Origin of the sequence: Microbispora siamensis (genome assembly GCF_016863095.1) — a bacterium.
In the GTDB taxonomy this organism is placed as follows: Bacteria; Actinomycetota; Actinomycetes; order Streptosporangiales; family Streptosporangiaceae; genus Microbispora; species Microbispora siamensis.
In genome coordinates, this window is the sequence record NZ_BOOF01000005.1 from 309,099 (window position 1) to 322,195 (window position 13,097).

Here is a 13,097-nt window from a genome sequence, read left to right on the forward strand (position 1 = left end):
TCGCCCGCACGTCCCGCGGCGGCTCGCCCGGACGTACGGCACAGCCTCCGGGCCGTCCCGGCCGGTGACACCGGTACGGCCCGGAGCCGGCGCCCGGCGGTCTCAGCCGATCACAAGTCGAGAGACCGCCGGGCGTCGCGCCTCTCATTCAGCGGCGAGGCCCCGGGAACGGCGGGCGACGTTCCTGGTCACCAGCAGCATCCCGCCGACCGAGGCCAGCATCCCGGCGGCGATGACCGGCACGACGGCCCCGAACCCGGAGGCCCCGGCCACGAGGCCGAACAGCGGGGGACCGACGAGCGCGCCCAGACTGCCCATCTGGGCCACCATTCCGGTGCCCACGTCGGCGTGGTCGAGGCGCTCGAGCACGAAGGGCAGGGCGGCGAAGGCGAAGGCGCCCAGCAGGCCGTTCTCCAGGGAGACGATCCCCGCGCCGGTCGCCGCGGCGGCCAGCGGAGCCCCGGCGCCGTAGACGAGCCAGGCGGCCGGCACGACCAGCAGCCCGGTCACGGCGAGCACGGCGAGCGGCACGCCCCGGCGGAGCAGGACGCCCACGGACACCCCGCCGAGGACGCCGACGAACGAGATCGCCGAGGTCAGGGCCCCTGCGGCCCCGGCGGAGCTCGCGTGCTCGTCGATCAGGAGCGTGGGCAGCAGCACGACCACCGGCATCGTCACCAGCACCATCAGGCAGAAGGACACGGTGAGCAGCGCGGGCCACGCCAGCGCCCGCGCGCCGGGCACGGGCCCGGCGGCCGCGCCGGAGACGGACGTCCGCGGCAGCCGCATCCGGACGGCCACCGCCATCAGCAGCGTCAGCCCCGCGATCAGCAGCACCCAGCCGCGCCAGCCGAGGTCCTCGCCGGCGGCACCGCCCACGAGGGTGCTCACGCCGATGCCCACCGGGACGAACGTCGCCCAGACGGACAGGGCGACCCCCCGGTCCCGTTCCTCGGCGAGTTGGAGGACCAGGGCCGGGCAGGCGATGGTGACCACGAGATAGCCGACGCCTTCGACGATCCGGGCGGCCAGCAACCAGCCGAAACTCCCCGCGGCCGCGCTCAGCGCGCTCGCCGCCACCATCAACGCCAGGGCGGCGACCAGCGACCTGCCCGCGCCGAACCGGCGGACCAGATACCCGGCGGGCAACCCGGCGACGGCACCCACCCCGACCACCGCCGAGATCGCCCAGCCCAGTTGCGACAGCGACAGCCCGAGCTCGTCGGCCATCGACGGCCCGACCGCGGAGAACTTGCCGTAGCTCATGGCCGCCACGACTCCTGCGACGTAGATGACGACGATCGTCAGCCACGGCGAGCGCCGCACCGGCGCCTCGCTCCGCTCGGATCCGCCTACGGTCGGCTGGGGGGTCATGATGAGCTCCTCCTTCGCGGCGGTCGTCACGACGGACGCACGGTGCCGAATACGGGGCCGAATACGGTGCCGAACGCCGGATCCGGCCCGTCGTCCACCTAATCAGGAGAATGCGTACGCCGCCCGGCACATCACCGGAACCGATCATCACGGCACGATCCGCTGCCGTCGCCGGTTCGCCGCGCGGCGTGCGCGGGCCGCGATCAATGGGACCATGGCTGGGTCGGCGCCCGGCGAAAAGGAAGGCAAGGCAGGTGGACCAGGTCGCCCGGATGTGCAACGACGCCCCAGCCACGGGCGGCGGTCGGCGAACGGCCGGACGGACCGCCCCGCCCCCGGCGGTCGCGCGCACCGTCCCGCCGCGTAACCGCCCGCGGGTGCGCGCCGTCCCGCCGCGTGGCCGTCTGCGGCTGCTCGCCGTGCCGCTGCTGGCCCTGCTGTCGGTGATGCTGGTCGCGACGCCCGCACGGGCCCACGACGTGCTCGTCGCCAGCGATCCCAAGGACGGCGCGGTCCTCGACGCCATGCCCGCCTCCGTGACGCTCACCTTCGACCAGGCCGTACGCCGCGACTTCGCGCGCATCGCCGTCACCGGACCCGACGGCGCCCACTACGAGCAGGGCGAGATCACGGTGGACGGCAGGAACGTCTCCATCGGCGTACGGACCGGCACCCCCGCGGGGGCGTACGCGATCGGCTACCGCATCGTGTCGAACGACGGCCACCCGGTCACCGGCGCCGTGAAGTTCAGCGTGACGGGCGGGGGCGCGGCCCCCGGGACGGTCACCGCGCCGGCGGCCACTCCCGCGCCCGGCACGGCGAACCCCGGCACGGGGACGACCAGCACGGGGACGACCGGTACGGGCGGCGGAAGCTGGGTATGGGGGCTGCTGGCCGTCACCGCCGCCCTGCTGGCGCTGTGCGCCCGCGTGCTCGTGCGGCACGACCGGCGCCTGCGCGACGGGACGATCCCGGCTCCCCCGGCGGCGGGGACGGCGCGGGCGGCCTCCGACGCCGAAGGCCCGTCCACCGGCCGCTCCACCAGCGCCGCGACCGGCGCCGGAAGCTCCCCTGCCTCGGGCGGCGCCGCGTGACCACGACCTCCGAACCGCACGTCACGACGGGCCGGTCCGGCCCCGGCACCGAGCACGCCCGCGCCCGCGTCCCGGCGGCCGGGCTGACCGCGGGCGCCCTGCTCGCGGTCGTGATCGCGACCTGGCTCACGCTGCCGGGAGCCGTGCCCGGGCTTCCCATGCCGGGCACGGTCGTGGAGTACGGACTGCCGGTCGTCCGGCTCGTGCTCGACCTGGCCGCCACCGCGACCATCGGTCTCAGCCTGCTCCCCAAGCTCCTCGGTTTCGACGACCCGGACAGGACCGAGCCGGTCGCCGCCAGGGCCCGGCACTGGGCCGTGCTGTTCTCGCTGGTCTGGTGCGCGGCGGCACTGGTGTCGGCCGTCCTCAGCGCTGCGGAGGTCACCCCGGGCGCGTTCCCCGACGTGGCGGCGTACGTCGACGGCATCGGCGCGGGGCAGGGCATGATCGTGAGCGCCTCGTGCGCCCTGGCCAGCGCCGCCGTGGGAATGCTCGCGGTGCGGTTCGGCGAGAAGGTGCCGGCCGAGCTGCGGGTGCTCGTCGCCGGGTTCGGGCTGCTGCCGCTCCCGGTCACCGGTCACGCCTCGAACTGGTACTGGCACGACCTCAGCATGGTCTCGATGGAGCTGCACGTCATCGGGGCCTGCGCCTGGGTGGGCGGCCTGGTCGCGCTCGCCGTCCTGCTGCCGCGCCACCGCGACCTGCTCGCCCGCACGCTGCCCCGGTTCTCCCGGCTGGCGACGTACGCGCTGGTCGTCGTGGGGCTGTCCGGGCTCTTCAACGGCCTGGTGGAGCTTCTGCTCACGCCCGCCGAGAGCTTCCCGGCGTCGCTGGTCACGACGGGCTACGGCCGGCTCGTGGTCGCCAAGGCGGTGTTCACCGCGGTGATCGCACTGCTGGGGGGCAACATCCGCTGGCGGCTGCTGCCGGCGGTCACGCGCCAGGCCCCGGCCGCGTTCGCCGCCTGGGCGGCCCTGGAACTCACCGTGATGGGCCTCGCGTACGGCGTCGCGGTCGCGCTGACCAAGACGCCGGTCGCCTGACCCACGGCCCCCGGACCCCGGGTCGCCCGACCCACGGCCCTGCCCGGCTCGCCCGACCCACGGCTCTGCCGGCTCGCCCCCGAGACGCCGAGAGCCGCCCCCGGAGAGGGAGCGGCTCGGAAAAGGCGCGTTGCGTGAGCGCGGGCGGGGCCCTCAGGCCGTCGGCTCGGATACGGCGGCGGGCGCGGGCGTCGCCTCGGACGCCGCCTCCGGCCCGGCGCCGGGCGCGGCATCGCGCGACGGGCCCGGCTCCGCCGTGGTCTCACTCTCCGCGGCCCGCGCCTCCCCGGCGATCCTGTCCTCCGCGGCGGCGGCCGTCAGCCCCTTGCGGCCGGTGAACCACTCCACCGCGTACCACACGACGGCCAGCGCGGCGAGCGCCACCGGCCAGGCCTCCGGCGCGTACGGCGGCGCTTCGAGCACCCGGTCCTGCGCCAGCAGCCCTCCGTACACCCCGGCGGTGGCGAGCACCGCGCCCACGAGCGGCCGCAGGTACTTGATCGGCACCAGGAAGGCCAGGTCGACGCCGAGGCCCGCGAGCAGGAAGAAGAACGGGATCGTCGACGGCGGGAACCCGCCGCCCACGAGCAGCGGCCAGATCAGGCACCGGTAGGCCACGTACGCCCCGGCGATCGCGGTGGCCGTGTAACGGCGGCCGACCATGACGCGTGCGAAGACCAGGATCGCGACGCCCACGACCCCCGCGTACACGGCGTAGACGACGTCGGGGATCGGCAGCGAGAACTTGAGCACCATGGCCCGGTCCACGGCCCGCCCCATCTGGTTGGCCGCGAATTCGAGCAGCGTCGGCTCGGCGTACGGCTGCCCCCGGTCCCAGGAGGCCAGCTCCAGCACGCCGTACTCCTGCTGCAGCTCGGGGAAGTGCGCGTTCTCCAGGAAGAACGCGAACAGGCCGCCCAGCACCAGCGCACGCCGGCCGCGGGTGATCTCGGCGTAGCGGCCCGAGCCGACATACCAGCCGCGGATCGCTCCGGCGAGCATCAGCGCGGTGCCGATGTACAGCAGCGCGTGGGAGGGGCTCCACGCGGTGATGTCGAGCCCGTTGACCCGGTGGTTGATCAGGTCGAGCGGGATCGCGATGAGGAAGACGCCGGTGCCCCACACGATCAGGCGGGAGGACGTGCGGTCCACCCCGTAGCCGGTGTACCAGTGCACGATGGTCAGCGCCACGGCGATCACCGTGCCGACCGTGTTGAGCAGGTGCGGCGGGGCCAGGTCGTCGCGCAGCCACTTGAAGTGCCACGACACGTCCCAGCTCGACCCGAGCACCTTGAGGGCGAACGCCGCGAGCCAGCCCAGGTAGAGCACCCGGAAGAGGTCCTGCGGCGTCTGCCTGCCAGCCTCCCCCCGGGTCCAGTACGGAAGAGCCCACTCGATCACGCGAGCGGGGATCTGCTTGAGCGGCGTTCCATTCACGCGCGAAATGATGCCGTTCCCTATGGTGAGGCGCAATCAGGGTTTACCCCGATGCATCATCACGATTCGTGTGCGGAACGGGTCCGCGCACGCTGTCGCGGCGGTTGTCCACAGGCGCGGCGGCTCCTCAGCGGTCTCTCAGCAGACACAAGTAGCATCGCGACATGACGTTTCCGGGTGGGCGGCGTGCCCTCGCGATCGTGGTCACGCTGGTCATCCTGATGGCCGGAGGCGTGACGTGGGCCCTGTGGCCCTCCGGCCCCGCGGTGAAGGGGCACGACCTGGTCATCCCCGTCGTGGACGGACCGGCGGACGACCAGCACGTGGATCTCGACGCCACCTTCTATCCCCCGGCCTCCGGCGGCAGAGCCCCGGCCGTGCTGCTCGCCCACGGCTTCGGCGGCAGCAAGGAGAGCATGCGCGAGCAGGCGGGACGGCTCGCGGAGCAGGGCTACGCCGTGCTGACCTGGTCGGCCCGCGGGTTCGGCCGCTCGACCGGGCAGATCGCGCTCAACTCCCCCGACTACGAGGTCAAGGACGTGCGGGGGCTGATCGACTGGCTGGCCGAACGGCCCGAAGTGCGTCTCGACGCCCCCGGCGACCCGCGGGTCGGCATCGCCGGCGGCTCGTATGGCGGGGCGATCGCGCTGATGGCCGCGGCCTACGACAGCCGGGTCGACGCGATCGTCCCCCAGATCACCTGGTACGACCTCGCCGACGCGCTCTTCCCCGACGCCTCGGGCAAGGGCCCGCTCAACGGCGTCTTCAAGAAGATGTGGGCCGGCATCTTCTTCAGCGCAGCCGCCGACCGGCTGGCCCCGGACGGCGGTCTCGGCGCGGGTGGTCTCGCCGGCCTCACCGGCGCCGCCGCGGGCTCCGGCGGGAACGCGTCCGGGGGCCGGGAGACCGGCCAGGGACGCGGTCAGGGGTCCGGAGGGCAGTCAGGGCGGACGCCCGGGAGCGAGCAGGTCCAGTGCGGGCGGTTCCTGCCGCAGATCTGCGACATGTACCAGAAGGTGGCCGAGACCGGCAGGGCCACCGCGGAGGCCGTCGATCTCCTGCGGCGGTCGAGCCCGATCTCGGTGCCCGGCCGGATCAAGGTGCCGACGCTGCTGGTCCAGGGCCAGCGCGACTCGCTGTTCCCGCTCTCGCACGCCGACGCCAACGCCCGGGCCATCGCCGCCACAGGCGCTCCGGTCGAGGTCGTCTGGTTCAACGGCGGCCACGACGGCGGCGACGGCGAGGCGGACTGGCTGTCCGACCGTACGACCGGCTGGTTCGACCGCTATCTGAAAGGAACCGGTTCCTCCGGCGACGGCGACTCGGCCGCCTTCACCGTGACCAGGGACGGCGGCCGGGACCCGGGCACGCGCCGCCCGGTGCTCCTGCACGCGACCGCGGGCCGCTACCCGGGCCTTCCGGGCGTGCGGCGGACCACCGTCGCCCTCCGGGGCTCCCAGCAGCCGGTCGCCAACCCGGCGGGCGGATCGCCGTCGTCGATCTCGGCGGTCCCCGGCCTCGGCGGGCTGCTCGGCGGAAACGGCGGCGGCGCGTCGCTCTCGCTGGACATGCCCGGCCAGGCCGCCGCCTTCGAGTCCGCCCCACTGTCCACGCCCGCACAGGTCACCGGCAGCCCCACCGTCACGATCAGGGTGTACGGCACGGGTGAGGCCACGTTGTTCGCCAAGCTCTACGACGTCTCCGGAGGGTCGCCTCCGGTGCTCCCGTCGAGCCTGGTCTCGCCCCTGCGGGTCACCGCGAGCGAGGCGGGCACGCCGGTCACGGTGACGCTTCCGGCCATCGACAGGCGCTTCGACGCCGGGCACAGGATGCGCGTGGTCGTGTCGACCACCGACCTGGGCTACGCGACGCCCGCCGCCCCCGCCGTCTATCGGATCGCGCTGGACTCCCCCACGCTGGAACTGCCCGGGGACACGGCGCTGCGCACGCCCGCCACCGGCCCGGCCTGGTGGACGTGGGCCATGCCGCTCGCCGCGATCGTGGTCGCGACCGCGCTCCTGCTGATCGGCAGGGCCAGGCGCGGCACGGAGGGGGGCGATGGCCCGGCGGTGGACGCCGAGTCGGCCGAGGTGCCCTTGGTGATCAGCGGGCTGGGCAAGCGCTACCGCAACGGCGAGAAGGCGGTCGACGGCCTGTCGTTCCGCGTCGAGAAGGGCCAGGTGCTCGGCCTGCTCGGGCCGAACGGTGCGGGCAAGACCACCACGATGCGCATGCTCATGGGTCTCATCCACCCGGACGAGGGCGAGATCCGGATCTTCGGCACCCGCGTGCGGCCGGGGGCTCCGGTGTTGTCGCGGCTGGGGTCGTTCGTCGAGGGGCCGGGATTCCTGCCGCACCTGTCCGGCCGGGCCAACCTGGAGCTGTACTGGCAGGCCACGGGACGACCGCCGCAGGACGCCCACATGGAGGAGGCGCTGGAGATCGCCGGGCTCGGCGCCGCCCTCGAACGCGCGGTGCGCACCTATTCGCAGGGCATGCGCCAGCGCCTGGCCATCGCGCAGGCCATGCTCGGCCTCCCCGACCTGCTCGTGCTGGACGAGCCGACCAATGGCCTCGACCCGCCGCAGATCGCCGAGATGCGCCGGGTGCTCAAGGCGTACGCCGAGCGGGGGCGCACCGTCATCGTCTCCAGCCACCTGCTCGCCGAGGTCGAGCAGACCTGCACCCACGTGGTCGTCATGCACCGCGGGCGGCTGGTGTCGGCCGGACCTGTCGGCGACCTGCTCGGCACCGCGCCGGCCGCCAACGGCGCCGGCCCCCGCCTGGAGGACGTGTTCCTCGACCTGATCGGAGAGCGACGATGAGCCCGGCGAAGCAACCGGCCCCGGATCCGGCTCCGGCCGGACACGTCCCCGCCGGCGGGCGGGCCACTCCGGTCACCCAGGACGGGCCGGACACGCGCGGAGGTGGCGCGGGAGGCCGGGCCCCCGGTTACGCTCCGGGACGCACGCTGCCGCTGCGGGTGGAGTTCGTGCGGCAGTTGCGGCGGCGCCGCACCATGGCGATGTTCGGCGTGCTGCTCGCCCTCCCGTGGGTGCTCGTGGTGGCGTTCCAGTTCGGGCCGGCCGGGCGGGGCCAGGGCAGCCTGCGCCTGTCGGACCTGGCCACGGCGGGCGGCCTCAACTTCGCGGCGTTCGCCCTGTCGGTGTCGGCCAACTTCCTGCTGGTCGTCGCCGTGTCGCTGTTCTGCGGTGACACGGTGGCGAGCGAGGCGAGCTGGTCGTCGCTGCGCTACCTGCTGGCCGCGCCCGTTCCCCGCGACCGGCTGCTGCGCCAGAAGCTGGTGGTGGCGCTGGCGTACTCTGCCGCCGCGGTGACCGTGCTTCCGCTGATGGCCCTGCTCGCCGGCACGCTGGCCTTCGGGTGGAACGACATCACCGTGCCGGGGACCGGCGAGGTGATCCCCGCCGCCGACGTGCTGCCCAAGTTCGCCGTCGTCATCGGCTACGCCCTGGTCAGCCAGCTGGTGGTCGCCGCGGTCGCCTTCCTGCTGTCGGTCGGCACCGACTCCCCGCTCGGTGCGGTCGGCGGCGCGGTCGGCCTGGTGATCGTCAGCAGCATCCTGCAGGCGGTCGAGGCGCTGGGCTCGCTGCGCGAGTTCCTGCCCACCTTCTGGAACGCCGCGTGGCTCGACGCGCTCGCGCCCGAGCCCGACTACAGCGGCATGGTGAAGGGCGTGGCGGTCTCCGTGACCTATTCGGTGGTTCTCGTCGCCCTGGCGTTCCGCCGCTTCCGGCGCCGGGACGTCGTCTCCTGACGGCCCCGCGATGACCGGCGGCATTCCAGCTAGCCGGAATGCCCGGGGACGGCTGGCGGTGGGGTCGGAATGGGGGCTGTCGGCGCAGACGGGCGGGCGCCGACGGAGACATGGTGGTATTTGGAACCGATCAGGACATCCGGATCGGCGCCCCTCATGCGCGGCTGAGTGGTCTCTGATCGGTCACAGCCGTCCGGCTCGCCGGACGGTACGAGACCACAGCAGGCGACCCTAACCGGAGGTGACCGGGTGCCGATGACCTGCCTGAGACCAGTGGCGCCCGGGCTGTGCCGAGCGCCCTCGCCGTGGCCGCTCGCGCCACCCGCCTGGCACCGCCGCACGCCGCCTCCCACTGCAGGCGGGCCTGCAGGGGCCGCGACACCGACGGCAGCATTGCGATGAGCGTCATGTGCCACCACGACCCCGCCCCGACCGGCGATCCGGAGACCCGTGTCCCCACCCCTGCCGGCGAGGACGAGGCCGCCCTGCCGGTGCACGCCGAGAGGATGCTGGAACGGCTCACCGACGCCGGAAGACGCCTGGACCGGAAGGCCGAGCGCCAGCGCCGATTCCTGGTCGACGCCTCCCACGAGCTGCTCACCCCGCTCGCCGGGGTGCGGGCACAGCTGGAGGAGGCCCGGCTGCACCCCGCCGAGACGGACCTCGTCGAGCTCGTCGATTGCTCGCTGAGAGACGTGGACCGTCTGCAGGCGGTCGTCTCCGACCTGCTGCTGCTCCTGAAGGCGGGGACGAAGCCGCCCCACGAGAGAAGAGCGGCCGACCTGGCCGAGCTGGTGCGGACGGAGGTCTCCAGCCGTGCGCACCGGTCGCCGGTGCTGCTCCGGCTCATTCCCGGCGTGGCGGTCCACGCCGTCGAGCACGAGATCCAGCGCCTGCTGGGCAATCTCCTGGACAACGCCCAGCGGCACGCCAGGAGCAGGGTGCTGGTGGAGGTCCGGCAGGAGGGCGCCTATGCGGAGCTCGCCGTCGCCGACGACGGCGGCGGCATACCCGAAGCCGACCGGGAAAGGGTGTTCGAGCCGTTCACCCGGCTGGAGAAGTCTCGCGGCCGGGGCGGCTCGGGCCTGGGCCTGACCATCGCGCGGGAGATCGTGCGGGCGCACGGCGGGACCATCGGCGTGGAGGACGCGGCGGAGGGCGGCGCCCGCTTCGTCGTCCGCCTGCCGCTCGCCGATCCTCCGTCCGGCCGGGGGGCGTGACCGCCCCGTCAGCCGTTGCCGACCGGGATGGCCCCCGTCACGCCCGGGGGCGTGACCGCTCCGTCAGCGGCTGCCGATGGGGATCACGGCTGTGAGCGTCGTGCCATGGCCGATCGGGCTGGTGACCTCGATCGTGCCGCCGAGCGCCTGGACGCGGTCGATGAGACCGATCAGCCCGGAACCTTTGCCCGGGTCCGCGCCTCCTTTCCCGTTGTCGCGGATCCCGACCCTCGCCGCGTCGTCCGTCGCCTCGACCTCGACGCACACCATGGAGGCCTGCGCGTGCTTGGCCACGTTCGTCAGGCACTCGGAGACGATGTAGTAGACGGCCACCTCGACCCGCTCCGGCAGGCGCCCGTCGACCCGCACCTGGAGGTCGACGGGAACCGCCGAGCGGCGCGCGAGCATCTTCAGGGCCGGCCCGAGGCCTCCCTTGGAGAGGATCGCCGGGTGGATGCCGCGCGACAGCTCCCGCAGATCCTCCAGCACCAGCGTCAGCCCCTCGGCCGTGTGGGACAGCTGTTCCTTGAGTTCGGGCAGATCCGGTGGCACGGCGGTCTCCGCCATGCGCAACTGCAGCCCCAGGGAGACGAGGCGCTGCTGGGCCCCGTCGTGCAGATCGCGTTCGATCCGGTGCCGAGTCTCGTCCGAGGCGGCGACCACGCGGGCCCGCGAGGCGGCGAGCTCGTCACGGGCCTCGGCGTTGGAGATCGCGGTGGCGATCAGCTCGGTGAAGTCCCGCATGCGTTCCTCGACGTCGTCCGGCTGCGGCTCGGGAGCGCGGAAGAAGGCGATCATCACGCCCCACAGGCGGGCCTCGACGACGATGGGACTGGCGACCGCGGAGACGACCTGCTGATCGCCGGCCCACCCGTCCAGCTCCCCTGCCGCGCCCTCCTTCGCCGTCATCCTGCCCGGTTGTTCCGTCCCCAGGACGAGGGCGGACAGGCCGCTCTCCTTGAGCGGGCGGCGCGAGCCCACCGGCGGCGGGGCCCCGCGGTCCGACCCGCTCCACGAGCCCACCAGGACGACCGTGCGGTCGGGCTCGTAGCGTTCGATCGCGGTGTGGTCCGCGTTCACGATCAGGCCCATCTCGCGGGCGACCGCGCCGAAGATCTCCGTGGGCGGGACCCCGCGCGCGACCAGGGTGGCGACGCGTCGCAGGGCGGCCTGCTCCTCGGCGATCCTGGCCAGCTCGTCCCGGCTCGCCGCCAGGGCGGTGCTGATGGCCTCGCGGTCGCGCGCCGCCACCAGCAGCGTTTCCAGCGAGGGCACCACGCGCTCCCGCAGGCGGCGCATCATGGCCGCCGGCAGGCCCGCGGGCACGACGAGCGTGCCGATCCCGGCACCGTCGTCGGTCAGCGGCAACGTGATGTGGCGCGGATCGTCGCCGACCGGCCCGAGCTCGACGGCCAGGAACGGCAGGCCGAGGCCCTGTGCCAGGCGCCGGGCCACGACCGGCAGCGCCGCATGCAGATGTTCGGCGCGCAGGAGGAGACGGGCCGTCCTGGCATCGAGATCGGCTTCGCGGCGGCGTTCCTCCGCCTCGACGACCAGGGACCGCATCAGCGCGGCGGCCGCGCTCACCAGCAACCCGACGACCAGGAAGACCAGCAGCGGCACCCACGTCCAGCCGCTGAAGATGGTGACCCGGTGGATGGGCGGGACCTGGAAGAAGTCGTAGACCATGGCACTGGCCAGGGCGACGCTCACGCCGAGCCACATGCCCCAGAGGTACGCGACCACGAGAACGCCGAGCAGATAAACTACGTCCAGGGCGTTGCTGGGCGCCACCTGCGCCAGCGCAAAGGCTATGAACGTCTCGGCTGCCACGCATGCGGCGCCCGTCAGGATGCCCCACAGGAGAGGCGGGCGGCCCGCGCGTAGCAGCAACGACAGCAATCGCGCGCGCACAAGGCCACACTACTCTCGCCCGACGGATAGAGGACAGGCGAAAGCCCAGGTCAACACCGTCGCCCGCCACGCCTGACCGGCACGTCCCGGCACGCGAAGAAGGCGGCAGAGCAGTGGACGAGACTCCGACGCGAGTGGTGCTGGCGGACGACGACGTCCTGCTGCGCGAGGGGCTGGCGAGCCTGCTGGAGCGATCGGGATTCGAGGTCGCCGGCCAGGCGGGCAACGCGGCCGAATTGCTCGCCCTGGTGCGGGAACTCCGTCCGGATCTGGCCGTCGTCGACATCCGGATGCCTCCGGGGCACGCGACGGAGGGCGTCGAGGCGGCCAAGGTCATCCGCGCGGAGTTCCCCGAGGTGGGCATCCTGCTGCTGTCGGCGCACGTCGAGGTCGAGCAGGCGATGGAGCTGCTCGCCACCGGGCACCGGGTCGGCTACCTGCTCAAGAGCCGGGTGACCGCGGTGTCCGACTTCGTCGAGACGCTCCAGCGCATCGTCCACGGCGGCTCGGTCGTCGACCCCAGCCTCGTGGCCGAGCTGTTCAACGCCCGCCGCCGGCATGATCCGCTGGAGGAGCTCACCCAGCGCGAGCGCGAGGTGCTCTCCCTCATGGCGGAGGGCCGGTCGAACGCGGGGATCGCGCACAAACTCTGGATCACCGAGGGCACGGTCGAAAAGCACGTGCGCAGCATCATGTCGAGGCTGCGGCTGCCGGAGACGGAGGACGACCACCGCCGCGTGCTCGCGGTGCTCGCGTTCCTCGACTCCCGCTGAGGCCGTACCGGTGTCGCCGGTCCGGCCCGTTCAGGCGTCCGCGCCCCGGAGGATCTCGTCGATGGCCCGGCCCGACAGGCGCGGCTTCGACAGGAAGGCGAGGGCCGGGCTGGTCGTGATCATCTCGGCGAAGTCCTGCTCGTCGTACGTCGAGATCAGGATGACGCGCGGCGGACGGTCTCCCGCCTCCTCGTAGAGCCGCAGGGCCAGGTCGAAGCCGTTCTCCTCGCCCAGATCGATGTCGACCAGCACGAGATCAGGCCGCAACTCCCGGAAGGACCGGAGCGTCTCGGCCGTGGTGGACACCGTGCCCACGACAGCGATGCCGTCCGCCTCCAGCAACATGCGGGCGGCCTCCTTGAAGTGATCGCTGTCGTCAACGATGAGACACCTGAGGGGCACATCTCAAGAGTGGCATCGGACCACGTCCGCGTCATTGCAGCTAGCCGCCATCTCGCGATGCC

At 73.4% G+C, this 13,097-nt stretch carries 10 protein-coding genes and 1 pseudogene; 7 read left to right on the plus strand and 4 right to left on the minus strand.

Features of this window, described 5'->3' with window-relative positions; genetic code table 11:
* Nucleotides 1-144: 144 nt before the first annotated feature.
* The gene (locus tag Msi02_RS07855) at nt 145-1,374 is read right to left on the minus strand and encodes an MFS transporter (RefSeq protein ID WP_204047714.1); all 1,230 of its coding nucleotides are present in this window, start codon (nt 1,372-1,374) and stop codon (nt 145-147) included.
* Between the two features lie 254 nt (nt 1,375-1,628).
* On the opposite strand from Msi02_RS07855, the gene Msi02_RS07860 reads away from it, so the two are divergent.
* Together Msi02_RS07860 and Msi02_RS07865 are read left to right on the plus strand one after the other, a co-directional pair.
* Complete coding sequence (locus Msi02_RS07860) at nt 1,629-2,468, plus strand: copper resistance CopC family protein (protein WP_239108213.1); 840 nt, start codon at nt 1,629-1,631, stop codon at nt 2,466-2,468.
* Nucleotides 2,465-3,511: a CopD family protein gene (locus Msi02_RS07865; protein ID WP_239108214.1), complete on the plus strand. Its 1,047-nt coding sequence runs from the start codon at nt 2,465-2,467 to the stop codon at nt 3,509-3,511. Before Msi02_RS07860 ends, Msi02_RS07865 begins: the two co-directional genes overlap by 4 nt.
* A 153-nt stretch (nt 3,512-3,664) precedes the next feature.
* Here Msi02_RS07865 and Msi02_RS07870 read toward each other — a convergent pair whose 3' ends face one another.
* The gene (locus Msi02_RS07870; protein WP_204047715.1) at nt 3,665-4,948 is read right to left on the minus strand and encodes a hypothetical protein; all 1,284 of its coding nucleotides are present in this window, start codon (nt 4,946-4,948) and stop codon (nt 3,665-3,667) included.
* A gap of 164 nt (nt 4,949-5,112) precedes the next feature.
* On the opposite strand from Msi02_RS07870, the gene Msi02_RS07875 reads away from it, so the two are divergent.
* The 4 genes and pseudogenes from Msi02_RS07875 to Msi02_RS44775 all read left to right on the plus strand — a co-directional run bounded on the left by Msi02_RS07875 (nt 5,113) and on the right by Msi02_RS44775 (nt 9,946).
* Entirely contained in the window at nt 5,113-7,773 is a 2,661-nt protein-coding gene (locus Msi02_RS07875; protein ID WP_204047716.1) for a CocE/NonD family hydrolase, read from the plus strand.
* On the plus strand, nt 7,770-8,726 hold the full coding sequence (locus Msi02_RS07880; RefSeq protein ID WP_204047717.1) for an ABC transporter permease: 957 nt from the start codon (nt 7,770-7,772) through the stop codon (nt 8,724-8,726). Before Msi02_RS07875 ends, Msi02_RS07880 begins: the two co-directional genes overlap by 4 nt.
* Before the next feature lie 506 nt (nt 8,727-9,232).
* Nucleotides 9,233-9,460, plus strand: a pseudogene (locus Msi02_RS44770) (histidine kinase dimerization/phospho-acceptor domain-containing protein); the annotation flags it as partial.
* Between the two features lie 3 nt (nt 9,461-9,463).
* Nucleotides 9,464-9,946 carry a sensor histidine kinase gene (locus Msi02_RS44775; protein ID WP_444543484.1) on the plus strand — a complete coding sequence of 161 codons (483 nt, stop codon included), beginning with the start codon at nt 9,464-9,466 and terminating at the stop codon, nt 9,944-9,946.
* Nucleotides 9,947-10,009: 63 nt separating this feature from the next.
* Here the strand turns inward: Msi02_RS44775 and Msi02_RS07890 are convergent, their stop codons facing one another.
* A complete protein-coding gene (locus tag Msi02_RS07890; protein WP_275414100.1) occupies nt 10,010-11,860 on the minus strand; it encodes a sensor histidine kinase in 1,851 nt (616 codons plus the stop codon).
* A gap of 113 nt (nt 11,861-11,973) precedes the next feature.
* Between Msi02_RS07890 and Msi02_RS07895 the strand changes: the two genes are divergently transcribed.
* The gene (locus tag Msi02_RS07895; protein ID WP_239108216.1) at nt 11,974-12,633 is read left to right on the plus strand and encodes a response regulator; all 660 of its coding nucleotides are present in this window, start codon (nt 11,974-11,976) and stop codon (nt 12,631-12,633) included.
* Nucleotides 12,634-12,663: 30 nt separating this feature from the next.
* Here Msi02_RS07895 and Msi02_RS07900 read toward each other — a convergent pair whose 3' ends face one another.
* Entirely contained in the window at nt 12,664-13,035 is a 372-nt protein-coding gene (locus tag Msi02_RS07900) for a LytR/AlgR family response regulator transcription factor (protein WP_275414101.1), read from the minus strand.
* Nucleotides 13,036-13,097: the final 62 nt, after the last annotated feature.